The 15,304-nt window shown below is 74.1% G+C and carries 14 protein-coding genes; 9 read left to right on the forward strand and 5 right to left on the reverse strand.

All coding sequences use genetic code 11. The features are described 5' to 3' along the window. Positions 1 to 93: 93 nt before the first annotated feature. A complete protein-coding gene (locus tag ACI79T_RS02205; RefSeq protein ID WP_456608410.1) occupies positions 94 to 708 on the reverse strand; it encodes a hypothetical protein in 615 nt (204 codons plus the stop codon). Between the two features lie 67 nt (positions 709 to 775). Between ACI79T_RS02205 and ACI79T_RS02210 the strand changes: the two genes are divergently transcribed. Beyond that, positions 776 to 2,065 (forward strand): adenylosuccinate synthase, encoded by a 1,290-nt coding sequence (locus ACI79T_RS02210; protein WP_456608411.1) that lies wholly within the window; start codon positions 776 to 778, stop codon positions 2,063 to 2,065. Positions 2,066 to 2,323: 258 nt separating this feature from the next. Beyond that, on the forward strand, positions 2,324 to 3,346 hold the full coding sequence (gene rsgA, locus ACI79T_RS02215; RefSeq protein WP_456608412.1) for a ribosome small subunit-dependent GTPase A: 1,023 nt from the start codon (positions 2,324 to 2,326) through the stop codon (positions 3,344 to 3,346). A 21-nt stretch (positions 3,347 to 3,367) separates the two neighbouring features. Here the strand turns inward: rsgA and ACI79T_RS02220 are convergent, their stop codons facing one another. Next, positions 3,368 to 4,375: a glycerophosphodiester phosphodiesterase family protein gene (locus ACI79T_RS02220; RefSeq protein WP_456608413.1), complete on the reverse strand. Its 1,008-nt coding sequence runs from the start codon at positions 4,373 to 4,375 to the stop codon at positions 3,368 to 3,370. 225 nt (positions 4,376 to 4,600) lie between these two features. Here ACI79T_RS02220 and purD point away from each other — a divergent pair, with 225 nt between their 5' ends. Next, on the forward strand, positions 4,601 to 5,884 hold the full coding sequence (gene purD, locus ACI79T_RS02225) for a phosphoribosylamine--glycine ligase (protein ID WP_456608414.1): 1,284 nt from the start codon (positions 4,601 to 4,603) through the stop codon (positions 5,882 to 5,884). Positions 5,885 to 5,887: 3 nt separating this feature from the next. On the opposite strand, the gene ACI79T_RS02230 is transcribed toward purD, so the two are convergent. Then, positions 5,888 to 7,312 carry an AI-2E family transporter gene (locus tag ACI79T_RS02230; protein ID WP_456608415.1) on the reverse strand — a complete coding sequence of 475 codons (1,425 nt, stop codon included), beginning with the start codon at positions 7,310 to 7,312 and terminating at the stop codon, positions 5,888 to 5,890. Positions 7,313 to 7,414: 102 nt separating this feature from the next. On the opposite strand from ACI79T_RS02230, the gene purB reads away from it, so the two are divergent. The 6 genes from purB to ACI79T_RS02260 all read left to right on the forward strand — a co-directional run bounded on the left by purB (position 7,415) and on the right by ACI79T_RS02260 (position 13,396). After that, on the forward strand, positions 7,415 to 8,722 hold the full coding sequence (gene purB / locus ACI79T_RS02235) for an adenylosuccinate lyase (protein ID WP_456608416.1): 1,308 nt from the start codon (positions 7,415 to 7,417) through the stop codon (positions 8,720 to 8,722). Next, a complete protein-coding gene (locus tag ACI79T_RS02240) occupies positions 8,719 to 9,597 on the forward strand; it encodes a phosphoribosylaminoimidazolesuccinocarboxamide synthase (RefSeq protein ID WP_456608417.1) in 879 nt (292 codons plus the stop codon). The genes purB and ACI79T_RS02240 overlap by 4 nt, the downstream gene beginning before the upstream one ends. A 125-nt stretch (positions 9,598 to 9,722) precedes the next feature. After that, positions 9,723 to 9,962, forward strand: coding sequence for a phosphoribosylformylglycinamidine synthase subunit PurS (gene purS / locus ACI79T_RS02245; protein ID WP_456608418.1), 240 nt, complete (start codon positions 9,723 to 9,725; stop codon positions 9,960 to 9,962). Between the two features lie 10 nt (positions 9,963 to 9,972). Beyond that, a complete protein-coding gene (purQ, locus tag ACI79T_RS02250; RefSeq protein WP_456608419.1) occupies positions 9,973 to 10,644 on the forward strand; it encodes a phosphoribosylformylglycinamidine synthase subunit PurQ in 672 nt (223 codons plus the stop codon). Continuing rightward, positions 10,641 to 13,007 (forward strand): phosphoribosylformylglycinamidine synthase subunit PurL, encoded by a 2,367-nt coding sequence (gene purL / locus ACI79T_RS02255; protein ID WP_456608420.1) that lies wholly within the window; start codon positions 10,641 to 10,643, stop codon positions 13,005 to 13,007. Before purQ ends, purL begins: the two co-directional genes overlap by 4 nt. Then, positions 13,007 to 13,396: a sterol carrier family protein gene (locus tag ACI79T_RS02260; protein WP_456608421.1), complete on the forward strand. Its 390-nt coding sequence runs from the start codon at positions 13,007 to 13,009 to the stop codon at positions 13,394 to 13,396. Before purL ends, ACI79T_RS02260 begins: the two co-directional genes overlap by 1 nt. Before the next feature lie 177 nt (positions 13,397 to 13,573). Here ACI79T_RS02260 and ACI79T_RS02265 read toward each other — a convergent pair whose 3' ends face one another. Continuing rightward, positions 13,574 to 13,726, reverse strand: coding sequence for an MFS transporter small subunit (locus tag ACI79T_RS02265; protein ID WP_456608422.1), 153 nt, complete (start codon positions 13,724 to 13,726; stop codon positions 13,574 to 13,576). Then, positions 13,723 to 15,141, reverse strand: coding sequence for an OFA family MFS transporter (locus ACI79T_RS02270; protein WP_456608423.1), 1,419 nt, complete (start codon positions 15,139 to 15,141; stop codon positions 13,723 to 13,725). The genes ACI79T_RS02265 and ACI79T_RS02270 overlap by 4 nt, the downstream gene beginning before the upstream one ends. Between the last annotated feature and the right edge of the window lie 163 nt (positions 15,142 to 15,304).

The raw sequence follows: 15,304 nt of genomic DNA on the forward strand, positions 1-15,304 counted from the left end.
CGGGCGTTCGGGGGCCACCCCAGTGTCCACGACGACCCCGGCGGGCCGCAGGGCCCCGCCACGAAGGCGCGAACGGTGGGCGCCGGGGACCCCTCAGGGGTGCAGGCGCCACCGCACCCGGTCGTCGGCGTACCAGGTCCAGCGGTCGACCGGCCGGACGTAGGGCACGCCGTCGCGCACGATCCGCGCGGGGTCGGAGGCGACCTGGAGCGCGCGCCCGCTGGTGTGCCGCGTCGGCCGCAGCGGCTGGACCATGACGGTCACGCCGATCGTGTCGACGGCGCTCCAGTCGGGGCGGACGTCGATGCGGGTGACCTCGCCGTCGGCCACCTTGATGTCGTCGTGGTGCGCCTGCAGGCCCAGCCGGCGGGACAGGGACCGCCGCCCGTCACCGGCCGCCTCGATGCGGCCGTGGTGCAGCAGCACGCCGCCGTGGTCGTCCCGCACCAGGGTGAGGTCCCGGGGCGCGCCGGTGCCGATGCCCAGGTCGCGGGCGAGCGCGGTGGAGGCCTTGTCGGCAGCCGGCTCCCACGACACGGGCACCTCCGCCGTGCGCCCGGCCTTGTGCAGCGCCGCGAGCACGGCGGACAGGCCGGTCACCGGGCCACGGACCAGCAGCGAACCGGCGCCGGCGACCGGCTCCAGCTGACTCCTGAGGGGCGCCTCCCCGGGGCCCAGACGGCGGAGGTCCAGCTCGACCGACGACATGCCGATACCCTGCCACCTGCCGGCCGGGATCGACCCGGGTGCCGAAGAACAGGAGAACCAGGAGCCGATGCCCGCTGTCGTGCTGATCGGTGCCCAGTGGGGCGACGAAGGCAAGGGCAAGGCCACCGACCTGCTCGGCGGCCGCGTCCCCTACGTCGTCCGCTACCAGGGGGGCAACAACGCCGGGCACACCGTGATCACGCCCGACGGTGAGAAGTACGCCCTCCACCTGATCCCCTCGGGGATCCTGACGCCGGGCTGCACGCCGGTCATCGGCAACGGGGTGGTGATCGACCCGGAGGTGCTGATCGGGGAGCTCGCCGGGCTGGAGGAGCGGGGGGTGGACACCTCGCGGCTGGTCATCTCCTCCGACGCGCACTTGATCATGCCGCACCACCGTGCCCTCGACAAGGTCACCGAGCGGTTCCTGGGCAAGCGCAAGATCGGCACCACCGGCCGCGGCATCGGCCCGGCCTACGGCGACAAGGTCGCCCGCGGAGGCATCCGCGTGCAGGACCTGCTCGACCTCTCGATCCTCCGGCAGAAGCTCGAGGGGACGCTCCAGGAGAAGAACCAGATCCTGGTCAAGGTCTACAACCGCAAGGCCATCGACGTCGACGAGGTCGTCGAGGAGTACACGCAGTACGCCGAGGCGCTCCGGCATCGCATCGTGGACACCCGCCTGTTGCTGGGCGAGGCCCTCGACGCCGGCGAGTGGGTGCTCCTCGAGGGCTCCCAGGGCACGTTGCTCGACGTCGACCACGGCACCTATCCCTTCGTGACGTCGTCCAACCCGACCGCGGGTGGCGCGGCCGTCGGCGCGGGCGTCGGGCCGACCCGGATCGAGCGGGTCGTCGGCATCCTCAAGGCGTACACGACCCGGGTGGGCTCCGGCCCGTTCCCGACCGAGCTGTTCGACGCCAGCGGCGAGTACCTGCGCAAGCAGGGCGGCGAGGTCGGCGTCACCACCGGGCGGGACCGCCGCTGCGGCTGGTTCGACGCCGTCGTCGCCCGCTACGCCAGCCGGGTCAACGGCATCACCGACTACTTCCTCACCAAGCTCGACGTCCTGTCCGGCCTGGACACCGTGCCGATCTGCGTGGCCTACGAGGTCGACGGCGTGCGGCACGACGAGATGCCGATGACCCAGACCGACTTCCACCACGCGAAGCCGGTCTACGAGGAGATGCCCGGCTGGTTCGAGGACATCCGGCACTGCCGCAGCTTCGGCGAGCTACCGGCCAACGCGCAGGCCTACGTGCGCCGGCTGGAGGAGCTGTCCGGGGCGCGGATCAGCGTCATCGGCGTCGGCCCCGGGCGGGACGAGAACGTCGTCATCCACGACTTGATCGGTTGACCCTCCGGGTCACCGCCGCGGCCAGGTGCCGTCCCCTGTTGCGCTGAGCCCTGCCCGGGCCTCCTCGGGGAGGCCTCCGGCCGCCCCTCGTCGGGCCGCCTCGCGGGGCGGCTCCGGCTGGCACTCGCGACTCGGGTGCCGTGCCCCTGTCGTTCTCCGCGGGTCCGTGCCCGGCGCCGGGAGGCCTTCGTCCCCCGCGTCGCCGGGCACCCGAAAATGCGGCGACAGCCAGGGTCGCTCGGGGCCACGATGCCGCGCGTGGAACTCTCCGACCTGGGCTGGACGCCCGACCGCGGGTCCGCGTTGCCCCCGGGGTGCGAGCCCGGCCGGGTGGCGCGGGTGGACCGCGGCCGGCTGAGCGTCCTCACCGCCGCCGGCGAGCGGCGGGTCGCCCCCGCGGCGGCGCTGTACGACGACCCGGCCGGCCCCGCGGTCGGCGACTGGGTGGCCCTGCGCGGTGAGCTGGCAGTGGCGGTGCTGCCGCGCACCAGCGCCTTCACCCGGACGGCCGCGGGCCGCACCTCGGCGGCGCAGGTGGTGGCCGCCAACGTGGACACCGTGCTGGTGGTCGACACGCTGATCGGCGAGGCCCGGCTGCGGCGGGTGGAGCGATACCTGGCCGTGGCGTGGAGCAGCGGCGCCACACCGGTCGTCGTGCTCACCAAGGCGGACCTGTGCGCCGACGTGCCGGCCGGGGTCGCCCAGGTCGCCGAGGACGCCCTGGGCGTGCAGGTGCTCGCCGTCAGCTCGCTCACCGGCGCCGGCCTGGACGCGGTCCGGGCGCTGCTGCCCCCGGGCGGGACGGCGGCCATGGTGGGCCCCTCCGGCGTCGGGAAGTCCAGCCTCGCCAATGCGCTGTCCGGCCGGACGGTGGCCGGCACCCGGGACATCCGCGACGACGGCCGGGGGCGGCACACCACCACGGCGCGGGAGCTGCATGCGCTTCCCGGTGGGGGCCTGCTCGTCGACACCCCCGGCATGCGGGAGCTCGGCCTGTACGACGACGCGGACGGCGTCGGCCGCGCGTTCGCCGACCTCACCGAGCTGGCGACCGGGTGCCGCTACCGCGACTGCGCGCACCGGACCGAGCCCGGCTGTGCCGTCGCCGCCGCCGTCGAGGCCGGTCGGCTCGACCCGGCGCGCCTCACGTCCTGGCGGAAGCTGCAGGCCGAGGCCCACCGGCAGCAGCTGCGGGTGGACGCACGGGCCCGGGCGCAGGAGCGCGCCCGGCTGCGGACCGTGCACCGGGCGCAGCGCGCCCAGCCGAACCGGCTGCGCTGAGCCCTGGCGTGGCCGTGCGGTTCAGACCAGCTGCGCGGTGGCGGGGGCAGCGGTGACGGCGGTCCGGGCGCGGACGGCGACGTCGGGGTAGTCCGTGATCAGCCCGTCCACCCCGAGCGCCAGCAGCGCGACGGCGTCGCCCAGCGCGTCGCCGAGCGCCCCGGGGGACTCCCCCCGGCGCAGGTGCTCGGGCAGGAACGCGTTCTCCGCCCGCAGCGTCCAGCAGAACACCGCCAGCTCCGCTCCGTGCGCCTGGTCCACGACGTTCGGGGTCCCGGTCAGCGCGTGCTCCGCGGCGTCGGCCAGGACCCGCTCCCGGCTCGGCCCGATCCCCTGCGCGTAGGTGGAGATCTCCCGCAGCCCCGACGGGGTCACCATGGCGTCGCCCCCGAGGTCGTCCTCGACCAGCTGCACCATCCGGGGGCCGTCCTCCCCCAGGCGCGTCCGCAGCTCGCGCAGCACAGCCGCGTCGAACGACTGCAGCACCACGGTGCCGTCGGCGCGGTCGGCACCGAGCCGGCGCAGCTCGTCGGCGACCAGAGCGGCCATGGAGCGCTCCAGGCCGGGGCACCACTCGGGGTGCTTGAGCTCGGCGAGCACGCGGACGGGGCGTCCGGCGGTCGAGCGGCAGCGCGCCAGCTCGATCACCTCGGCCAGCGTCAGGACGCCGTAGCGGCCGTCGTAGGCGGTGTTGAGCGGTCGCAGCGACGGCATCCGCTCGATCGCGCGGAGGGTGCGCAGCTCGGCGTAGGTGAAGTCCTCGGCGAACCAGCCCGTGTGCAGCTCGCCGTCGGCCACCTTGGTGGTGTGCCGGTCGGCGAACTCCGGGCGCTCGGCCACGTCGGTGGAGAGCGAGAGCTCGCTCTCGTGCCGGACGACGAGCACGCCGTCCCGGCTGACCACCACGTCGGGCTCGATGAGGTCGGCGCCGAGGTCGATGGCCAGCTCGAAGCTGGCCGCGGTGTGCTCCGGCCGGTAGGCCGGGGCGCCGCGGTGTCCGATGACGACGGGCCGGGGAAGGCGTGTCATCGGCCTGACGGCCGGCGACTCGGTCGCGCGCATGGCACCCACCACACCTGAGTCGGATGAATGTGGGGGGAACTGGAGGAGACGGGTTGCGCACGATCGAGCGGCCGCTTCGTTGACCAGCAGTATTCGGGACAGATTGTGATCTACCTCACCTGAGGTGTCTGGGACGGGTGGGACGGGCCCTCCGCGACGCCTGCGGCCACGGGATCGGTAGGGTCGCCGCTCGTGCGCGTGCTGGTGATCGGCTCCGGTGCCCGGGAGCACGCCCTGTGCGTGGCTCTCCAGTCCGACCCCGCGGTGAGCGGGCTCGCCTGCGCCCCCGGCAACGCCGGGACGCGGGCGGTCGCCCCGCCACCGGCCGGTGGGGAGTCGCTGGCAGTGGCCGATCCGGTCGCGGTGGCCGCGCTGGCGCGGGACTGGCGGGCCGACCTGGTCGTGGTCGGGCCCGAGGTGCCGCTGGTCGCCGGGGCCGCCGACGCGGTCCGGGAGGCCGGGATCGCCTGCTTCGGCCCGTCGGCGCAGGCCGCGCAGCTGGAGGGCAGCAAGTCCTTCGCCAAGCACGTGATGACGGCGGCCGGGGTGCCGACCGCCCGGTCGTGGGCCGTCGGCGGTGCCGCCGAGCTCGAGACCGCGCTCGACGAGGTGGCCGGGCTGACCGGCGGGGCGCCCTACGTGGTCAAGGACGACGGCCTGGCCGCCGGGAAGGGCGTCGTCGTCACGCCCGACCGCGAGGCCGCTGCCGCCCACGGTCGCCGGGTGCTCGACGCCGGCGGCGCGGTGCTCGTCGAGGAGTACCTGGACGGGCCGGAGGTCTCGCTGTTCGCCGTCACGGACGGGACGACGGTGCTGCCGCTGGTCCCGGCCCAGGACGCGAAGCGGCGCGACGACGGGGACGGCGGCCCCAACACCGGCGGCATGGGCGCCTACGCGCCGCTGCCCTGGGCCCCGCCGGGACTGGTCGACGAGGTGCTGGCCACCGTGCTGCAGCCGACCGTCGACGAGATGGCCCGACGCGGCGAGACGTTCAGCGGGCTGCTCTACGCCGGGCTGGCGCTGACCTCGCGCGGCATCCGCGTGGTGGAGTTCAACGCCCGCTTCGGTGACCCCGAGACCCAGGTCGTGCTGCCACTGCTGGAGACCCCGCTGGGCGGGCTGCTGCACGCCGCGGCCACCGGGACCCTCGCCGACCACCCGCCGCTGCGCTGGCGTTCCGGCGCCGCGGTGACCGTGGTGGTGGCGGCGCCGGGCTACCCGGAGGCGCCGCGGACCGGGGACCCGATCACCGGCGCGGGCGGCGCGGGTGTGCTGCACGCCGGCACGGCGCTGACCGCCGACGGCACGGTCGTCTCCGCCGGCGGCCGGGTGCTGGCCGTCACCGCGGTGGGCGACGACCTGGCCGCCGCCCGGCAGGCGGCCTACGAGCGGGTGGCCGGCGTCCGGCTGGCCGACGCGCACTGGCGCACCGACATCGCGCTGGCCGCCGTCGAGGGGCGGATCACCCTCGGCTGAGCCTCAGCCGGCGGAGACCGCCGGGCGGGCCCGTTCCGGCCGCGGCTCGGGCGGGCGCGGGCCCTCGTGGCGCCGGCTGAGGTAGGTGCCGGCCACGTTCACGCACGCCACCGTCGGGACGGCGATCAGCGCGCCGAAGATGCCGCCGATCAGCAGGCCGGCGGCGATCGCCAGCACGACCGCCAGCGGGTGCACGTGCACGGCCCGGCCCAGCAGCAGGGGCTGCAGCACGTGCCCCTCGAGCTGCATGACCAGCACGACGATCGCCAGGGCGATCAGCGCCTTGACCGGACCCACGGACACCAGGGCCACCAGCACCGCGACCGATCCGGCGAGGAACGACCCGATGATCGGGATGAACGCGCCCAGGAACACCAGCGCCGCCAGCGGGATGACCAGCGGCACCTGCAGGATCGCGAGCCCGATGCCGATGCCGACGGCGTCCACGCCGGCGACCACGACGGTCGCGCGCACGTAGGAGATCAGCGTCCGCCAGGACCGCCGGGCCGCCTCGTCCAGGTAGGCCCGGGACTCGCGGGGGAAGAGCCCGACCAGCCACAGCCAGATCGACCGGCCGTCCTTGAGGAAGAAGAAGAGCGTGAAGAGCGCGAGGACGATGCCGGTGAAGACCTCGCCCACGGTGGTGGCCGTGGTGATCGCGCCGGTGGCGAGGCTCTCCTCGTTGCTGACCAGGAACTCCTGCAGCTCGCCGACGGCGTCCTCGAGCTGGCTCGCGGTGATCGGGAAGGTCCGGACGACGAACGACTCGACCTCCTCCAGGCCCTGGCTGACCTGCGCCGCCAGGTCGGTGAACCCGGCGGTGAAGCGCTCCACGACCAGGGTGATGATCCCGGCGACCACCGCGAGCCCGACCACCAGCATCGCCGTGGCCGCCAGCCCCCGCGGCCAGCCGGAGCGGACGAGGGAGGCCGCCCCCGGCTGGAGCAGCGCGGCCAGCAGCAGGGCGACGATGACCGGCACAACCACCACCGCCACGTACGAGGCGGCCCACAGCAGCACGTAGAAGCCGGCGATCACCACGATCAGCCGCCAGGCCCAGGCCGCCGCCGTCCGGAGACCGAAGGGGACGTCGTCCTCGGCGCCGGTGCGGAGGAAGCCGCGCCGGGGGGCCGGCGGGCGTGGGCGGCCGCCGTCGGGGGAGGTGTGGTCGGGCGGGCCGCTGACGCCGCCGGGACCCAGCGCCCCGTCCAGGTCAGGGGCCCCGGGGGCCGGGCTGCCCAGGGGGGGCCGGCCGGTGGCGTCGTCGTCGTCCTGCGGGTCGGGCACGACGTCGATCGGCTCCGGCTCCCCGTCGTCGTGGTGGTCGACGGGATGGGGGTGGTGGTGCCAGCCGTGCGGATCGTGCTCCCGGGCCGCCTGGATGCGCGCACGGGCGCGTGCGGTGAGGTTCGTGGCCCGGCGCAGCATCGCGCACCTCCGCCGTCCGTAGGGGCCGTTAGTGATCACGCTAGCCCTGCGGGAGACTGTCCCCGTGGCGCGACGAGCTGAGCAGTGGCAGGCGGTACCCGCATGATCGAGCGCTACACGCTCCCCGACATGGGCCGGGTCTGGAGCGATGCCCACAAGTACGAGCTGTGGTGCCGGGTCGAGACGCTGGTGCTGGAGGCGCACGCCGCCGCCGGCCGCGTGCCGGCCGACGTCGTCGAGCCGGTGCGCAACGCGCCGCCGCCCGCCGCCGAGCGGGTCGCCGAGATCGAGGAGACGACGCAGCACGACGTCATCGCCTTCCTCACCGCCTGGGCCGACAACACCGAGCCCCGCTCGGCGGCGGCCTTCGTGCACCACGGCATGACGTCGTCGGACCTGCTGGACACCGCGCTGGCCGTGCAGCTCACCGAGGCCACCGACATCCTGCTGGCCAAGGCCGACCGCCTCGTGGCGGCGCTGCGCGACCACGGGCTGGCGCACCGGGACACGATCAAGGTCGGCCGCACGCACGGCGTGCACGCCGAGCCGGACGTGTGGGGGCACCGGGTCGCCGACCTCGCCTTCGCCGCGGCCCGGTCGCGCGACCGGCTGCGGGCGGCCCGCGAGCGCGTCGGCGTCGTCGCGATCTCCGGCGCCGTCGGCACGTACTCGCTGATCGACCCCTCGGTCGAGGTCGCGGTCGCCCGGGCCCTGGACCTGCAGCCCGCCGACGCCTCCACCCAGGTGGTGCTGCGCGACTCGATCAGCGAGTGGGTCTCGGCGCTGGCGATCATCGCCACCGTCTGCGAGGCGATCGCCCTGGAGGTGCGGCACGGCCAGCGCACCGAGGTGCGCGAGCTCTCCGAGGCGTTCGGGTCGGGCCAGAAGGGCTCGAGCGCGATGCCGCACAAGAAGAACCCGATCCGGTCCGAGCGCATCGCCGGGCTGGCGCGGGTGGTGCGGGCGGCGATCGTGCCGGTGATGGAGGGCATCCCGCTCTGGCACGAGCGGGACATCTCGCACTCCTCGACCGAGCGGGTCTACCTGCCCGACGCCGCCATCACCACCGACTACCTGCTGGACCTCACCGCCGGGCTCGTGGAGAACCTGGTCGTCGACGCCGACCGGATGCGCGCCAACCTGGAGTCCACCGGCGGGCTGATCTACACCTCGTCGGTGCTGCTGGAGCTGGTGGAGAGCGGGCAGTCCCGCGAGGACGCCTACGCCCTGGTCCAGTCGGCGGCGATGGAGACCTGGAAGTCCGGCGTGCCCTTCCGCTCGACGCTGCGCGATCGCGCGGCCGCCTCCGGCGTGACGCTGGACGAGGCGCGGCTGGACGAGATCTGCCGGCCGGAGAAGTACGTGGCCAACCTCGGCCCGCTGTTCGACCGGCTCGCGGCCCTGTCGTGAGCGTCGATCTCCCCCTGGTGGCCCGCGGCAAGGTGCGGGAGATCTACGACGCCGGCTCCGACCGGCTGCTGCTCGTGGCGTCGGACCGCATCTCCGCCTACGACCACGTGCTGCCGACGCCGATCCCGGACAAGGGTGCGGTGCTGACCCGGCTGTCGGTGTGGTGGTTCGAGCAGCTGACGCCGGTGCTGGCGTCGTTCGGGGCGTCGCACCACCTGGTGTCGGCGGCTCCGGGGGCGGACGACGGGGTGCCGGCCGACGTCGCGGACCGGGCGATGCTCGTGCGGCGGCTGGAGATGCTGCCGGTGGAGTGCGTGGCCCGGGGCTACCTGTCCGGTTCGGGGACCAAGGAGTACGAGCGGACCGGCTCGATCCGCGACGTCGCCCTGCCGCCCGGCCTGGTCGAGGGCTCGCAGCTGCCGTCGCCGGTGTTCACGCCGTCCACCAAGGCGGAGGTGGGCGAGCACGACGAGGCGATCGACTTCGCCGCCGTCGTCGCAGCCGTGGGGGCCGCGCGGGCCGAGGAGCTGCGCGAGCTGACGCTGGCGCTGTACCGGCGCGGCGCGGAGATCGCGGCGGAGGCCGGCATCGTGCTGGCCGACACCAAGTTCGAGTTCGGGGTGGACCCGGACGGGAGCCTGGTCCTCGGCGACGAGGTCCTGACCCCGGACTCGTCCCGCTTCTGGCCGGCCGACACCTGGTCGCCGGGCGCGGTCCAGCCCTCCTACGACAAGCAGTTCGTGCGCGACTGGCTGACGTCGTCGGGCTGGGACCGCGTCTCCACGCCGCCGGAGCTGCCCGCCGACGTCGTCGAGGCCACCCGTGAGCGCTACGTGACGGCCTACGAACGCCTGACCGGCACCCCCTTCGCCTGACCTCGCCCGGAAATGTGCGCCCAGGGCGCGTCAGCAGTACGGAAACGCGCCGCTGCCGCACATCGCCCGGCGGGCACGGAGGCGCGGCGGAGAGCGGTGCGGCGCCGCCCGGTACCCTCGTCGGCGTGTCCCGGGTGGTCGTCGACGTGGTCCTCAAGCCGGAGATCTCCGACCCCCAGGGTCAGGCGGTCCTCGGCGCGCTCGGCCGGCTCGGCCACGACTCCGTGCGGAGCGTCCGCCAGGGCAAGCACTTCGTGCTCGAGGTCGACGGGACCCCGGACGAGGCCGAGCTGCGGCAGATCGCCGAGACGCTCCTGGCCAACCCGGTCATCGAGGACGTCGAGCTGCACCTCCCCACCGACTGAGAGAGCGATCGTGCGCATCGGTGTCATCACCTTCCCGGGCTCCCTGGACGACGTCGACGCCGCGCGAGCGGTGCGCCTGGCCGGCGGTGAGCCGGTCGGCCTGTGGCACGCCGACCACGACCTGAAGGACGTCGACGCCGTCGTCCTCCCCGGTGGCTTCTCCTACGGCGACTACCTCCGCGCCGGGGCGATCGCGGCCCGGGCGCCCCTGATGCAGGACGTCGTCGACCGGGCGAAGCAGGGCATGCCGGTGCTGGGCATCTGCAACGGCTTCCAGGTGCTCTGCGAGGCGGGTCTGCTGCCCGGCGCGCTGACCCGCAACAGCCACCTGCACTTCCGCAACCGCGACCAGGTGCTGGTCGTGGAGCGCGCCGACACCGCCTGGACCGCCGACTACGAGACCGGCCAGCGCATCGTGATCCCGGTGAAGAACGGCGAGGGCCGCTACGTCGCCGCGGACGCCGACCTCGACCGGCTCGAGGGCGAGGGCCGGGTCGTGTTCCGCTACGCCGGGGGCAACCCGAACGGCAGTTCCCGGGAGATCGCCGGCGTCACCAGCGCGGACGGCCGGGTCGTGGGGCTGATGCCGCACCCGGAGCACGCGATCGAGGATCTCACCGGCCCGTCGACCGACGGGCTCGGCTTCTTCACCTCCGTTCTGAAGGCGGTTGTCAGCGCGTGAGCGAGGACGTGACGGCGGGACAGGCCAGCGCCACCGCGGGGCTCTCCGACCTCGACACCGGCCCGGGCCGGCTGGCCCACCGGCTCGACACCGTCGACCTCGCGGCCGGCACGCCTGACGACGAGCAGCCCTACGCCGAGCTGGGCCTGAAGGCCGACGAGTACGACCGGATCAAGGAGATCCTCGGCCGCCGGCCCACCACCGCCGAGCTGGCCATGTACTCGGTCATGTGGAGCGAGCACTGCTCCTACAAGAGCTCCAAGGTGCACCTCCGGCAGTTCGGCGACCTGCCGCCCAGCGACGCGCTGCTGGTCGGCATCGGCGAGAACGCCGGCGTCGTCGACGTCGGGGACGGCTACGCAGTCACCTTCAAGGTCGAGTCGCACAACCACCCGAGCTACGTCGAGCCATACCAGGGCGCGGCCACCGGCGTCGGCGGCATCGTCCGCGACATCCTGACGATGGGCGCCCGCCCGATCGCCGTGATGGACAGCCTGCGCTTCGGCCGGGCCGACGCCCCCGACACCGCCCGCGTGCTCCCCGGCGTCGTCGCCGGCGTCGGCGGCTACGGCAACTGCCTGGGCCTGCCGAACATCGGCGGCGAGCTGCTCTTCGACGACTGCTACGCGGGCAACCCGCTGGTCAACGCGTTGTGCGTGGGCGTCATGAAGCACGAGGACGTCCGGCTGGCCAAGGCCGAGGGCGTCGGCAACAAGGTCATCCTGTTCGGCGCCCGCACCGGCGGCGACGGCATCGGCGGGGTCTCCGTCCTGGCGTCCGAGACCTTCGACGCCGAGGGGCCGGCGAAGCGCCCCAGCGTCCAGGTGGGCGATCCGTTCACCGAGAAGCTGCTCATCGAGGCGTGCCTGGAGATCTTCGCCGCCGACCTCGTCACCGGCATCCAGGACCTCGGTGGCGCCGGGCTCTCCTGCGCCACGAGCGAGCTGGCCAGCGCCGGCACCGGCGGCATGCACGTCGACCTGGACACCGTGCCGCTGCGCGACAGCACGCTGACGCCCGCCGAGATCCTGATGAGCGAGTCGCAGGAGCGGATGTGCGCGATCGTCGAGCCGGCCAAGGTCGACGCCTTCCTCGCCGTCTGCCGCAAGTGGGACGTGCTGGCCACCGTCATCGGCGAGGTCACCGCCGGCGACCGGCTGACCGTCGACTGGCACGGCGAGCGGATCGTCGACGTGCCGCCGCGCACCGTCGCGCACGAGGGGCCGGTCTACGAGCGCCCCATGGCCCGGCCGCGCGACCTCGACGCCCTGCAGGCCGACGACCCCGCCCGCCTGCCGCGGCCCACGAGCGGTGCCGAGCTCCAGGCCCACTGGCTGGCCGTCGTCAGCAGCCCGGACGGCGCGGACAAGACGTGGGTCACCGAGCAGTACGACCGGTACGTGCGGGGCAACACCGTGCTGGCCCAGCCCGACGACGCCGGCGTGGTGCGCATCGACGAGGAGAGCCACCGCGGCATCGCGCTCTCCCTCGACGGGAACGCCCGCTACGCCCGGCTGGACCCCTACACCGGGGCGCAGCTGAACCTGGCCGAGGCCTACCGCAACGTCGCCGTCTCCGGTGCCAGGCCGCTCGCCGTGACCAACTGCCTGAACTTCGGCTCGCCGGAGGAGCCCGAGGTCATGTGGCAGTTCGCCGAGGCCGTCCGCGGCCTGGCCGACGCCTGCCGCGAGCTGGGCCTGCCGGTCACCGGCGGCAACGTCAGCCTCTACAACCAGACCGGCGACGTCCCGATCAACCCGACCCCGGTCATCGGCGTCCTGGGCGTGCACGAGGACGTGCGCACCCGGGTGCCCACCGGCTGGCGGACGCCGGGGGAGACGGTGCTGCTGGTCGGCGAGACCACGCCCGAGTTCGGCGGTTCGGCCTGGGCGAGCGTCGTGCACGGCCACCTGGGCGGTCAGCCGCCGGCGGTGCGCCTGAGCGCGGAGCGCGCGCTGGCCGACCTGCTGGGCGCGCTCGGCCGCGAGGGCCTGATCAGCTCCGCGCACGACCTCGCCGACGGCGGGCTGGCGCAGGGGCTGGCCGAGTCGGCGCTGCGCTACGGCGTCGGTGCCCGGCTGACGCTCGGCGACGACCCGTTCACCGCGCTGTTCAGCGAGTCGACCGCCCGCGCCGTCATCACGACGTCGGATCCCGGCGGGGTCAAGACGACGGCCGGGTGGGCCGGCGTGCCGGTGACGGAGATCGGGACGACGGGCGGGGACGGGCTGTCCCTCGACGGCGTGCTGGAGCTGCCGCTCGCCGAGCTGCGGGCCGCCTGGAGCGCCACCCTCCCGGCGCTGTTCGGCCGCCCCGAGGACGCGGTCGGCACCGTTCCGGCGGGCACCGTCCCCACCTCCTGATGCCGGCGGCCGCCCCGATCCCGGCCGAGGAGCTGCGCGCCGTCCTGGCGCCGGTGCGGGCCTGGCTGGACGACGACGCCGAGCGTCCGCCGCGGTCGGTGGTGGGTGCCGCGGTGAAGACCAGCGCCCGGTGGCTGGCCCAGCAGGTGCCCGGCCGGTCGGTGGAGGTGCGGGTGCCCCCGCACGTCGCCGTCCAGTGCATCGAGGGGCCCCGGCACACCCGGGGCACGCCGCCCAACGTGGTGGAGACCGATGCGGCGACCTGGCTGCGGCTGGTCAGCGGCCGGACGACCTGGGCGGACGCCGTCGCCGCCGGGAAGGTCACCGCCAGCGGCAACCGCGCCGACCTGTCGGACCATCTCCCCCTTCGCCCGCTGAGACACGGCTGAGCCCCCGTCGCGGGTCGACCCGCACGACGCAGGGTCGAGCCGCGGGCGCACGCGGCTGGACCCTGCCCGGCCCGGGGCGACCCGCGCCGGCCGGACGGCCCCCCCGGACAGCGCTGCGCCCCCGCCCGCAGGACGCGGACGGGGGCGCAGTGGCCGTGCTCGGGGTGGTCAGGGACTTCAGCCGCCGAAGAGCGCGCTGGCCGCCTTGATCGTGTTGTAGAGGCCGTACACCAGCGGGACGCCCACCAGCGCCCAGGCGAAGGCGATGAGGCCGGTGGGGGTGTGCGTGGTCGGCTGGTCGCCGGCCGTGGAGGACGCGGGGTGGCTCATCGGACGGTGCTCCTCTCGGGGGCCGCGGCAGCGGTGGGGACGTCGGTGGGCTTGGGCTCCCACCACTTCTCGGCGACCGGCTTGATCAGCAGGTTGGCGACGAAGCCGACGGCCAGCAGGCCGACCATGATGAACAGCGCCGGCCGGTAGTCGCCGGCGACGAGCTCACCCGGGGTGCCGCGGGCGTCGAGGACGCCGTTGACGATCAGCGGGCCGGCGATACCGGCGGCCGCCCACGCGGTCAGCAGCCGGCCGTGGATGGCGCCCACCTGGTAGGTGCCGAAGAGGTCGCGCAGGTACGCCGGGACCGTGGCGAAGCCACCGCCGTAGAAGCTGATGATGATCGCGGCGGTGACCACGAAGATCCAGGTCGCCGTGCTGCCGAGGGTGGCCAGGATGACGTACAGGACGATGCCGACGCCCAGGTAGACCATGTAGATCGGCTTGCGGCCGATGTAGTCCGAGGTCGAGGACCACACGAACCGGCCCGCCATGTTGAACAGCGAGAGCAGGCCGACGAAGCCGGCGGCCGTGGCGGCCAGGACCGTGGAGGTCGCACCGGTGCGGAAGAAGTCCTGGATCATCGGCGCGGCCTGCTCGAGGATGCCGATGCCGGCGGTCACGTTGCAGAACAGGACGGTCCACAGCAGCCAGAACTGCGGGGTCTTGATCGCGTTGTTGGCCGAGACGTTCTCGGTGGTGACCAGGGACTTCTGCTTGACGGTCGACGGGTCGAAGCCGTCGGGCCGCCAGTTGGCCGCGGGCACGCGGATGATGAACGCGCCGAACATCATGAAGACCAGGTAGATCAGGCCGAGGGTGAGGAACAGACCCGCGACGGCGTTGCCGCTGGGCACCGTGCCGGCGACGGCCGGGTCGTAGTTCGGGTCGTACCAGTTCATCAGCTGGCGGGACAGCGGCGAGGCGATGAGCGCACCGCCACCGAAGCCCATGATCGCCATGCCGGTGGCCAGGCCCGGGCGGTCGGGGAACCACTTGATCAGCGTGGAGACCGGCGAGATGTAGCCGATGCCCAGGCCGATGCCGCCGAGGAAGCCGTAGCCGAGGTAGAGCAGCCAGAGCTGCTCGGTGTAGATGCCGAGCGAGCCGACGAGGAAGCCGGAGACCCAGAAGACGGCCGAGGTGAACATGGCGGCGCGGGGGCCGTTCTTGTCCACCCAGGTGCCGAACACGGCGGCCGAGAGGCCGAGCATCACGATGGCGATCGAGAAGATGATCCCGATCTGGGTGAGGCCCGTGTCGAAGTGCTCGACGAGCGCCACCTTGTAGACACTGGTCGCGTACGCCTGGCCGATGCAGAGGTGCACGGCGAGCGCCGCGGGTGGGATGAGCCACCGGTTGAAGCCTGGCTTGGCGACGATGCGCTCACGAGCCAGGAAGCTGGGTACTGCCACGAGGACAACCTCCGGGGACGGGACCGGTGCGGCCGGATGGACACGACCGGGACGCGCCCTGTGATATGGGTCGCTATCGGGTGGCACCGTACGGCGCCACCCGTGAGATTGCGCGTCCAACATGCAACTCGTGACCCGGGCGTGACCGCGTCCCGCAGGACGG

Source organism: Blastococcus sp. SYSU DS0619 (assembly GCF_054051035.1).

What these genes read in the sequence shown, in the direction of transcription:
- ACI79T_RS02260 (WP_456608421.1), top strand. Translation starts at nt 13,007, where the DNA reads ATGCCGGCGGCCGCCCCGATCCCGGCCGAGGAGCTGCGCGCCGTCCTG.
- ACI79T_RS02265 (WP_456608422.1), bottom strand. Translation starts at nt 13,726, where the DNA reads ATGAGCCACCCCGCGTCCTCCACGGCCGGCGACCAGCCGACCACGCAC.
- ACI79T_RS02230 (WP_456608415.1), bottom strand. Translation starts at nt 7,312, where the DNA reads ATGCTGCGCCGGGCCACGAACCTCACCGCACGCGCCCGTGCGCGCATC.
- ACI79T_RS02220 (WP_456608413.1), bottom strand. Translation starts at nt 4,375, where the DNA reads ATGACACGCCTTCCCCGGCCCGTCGTCATCGGACACCGCGGCGCCCCG.
- ACI79T_RS02205 (WP_456608410.1), bottom strand. Translation starts at nt 708, where the DNA reads ATGTCGTCGGTCGAGCTGGACCTCCGCCGTCTGGGCCCCGGGGAGGCG.
- purB (WP_456608416.1), top strand. Translation starts at nt 7,415, where the DNA reads ATGATCGAGCGCTACACGCTCCCCGACATGGGCCGGGTCTGGAGCGAT.
- ACI79T_RS02210 (WP_456608411.1), top strand. Translation starts at nt 776, where the DNA reads ATGCCCGCTGTCGTGCTGATCGGTGCCCAGTGGGGCGACGAAGGCAAG.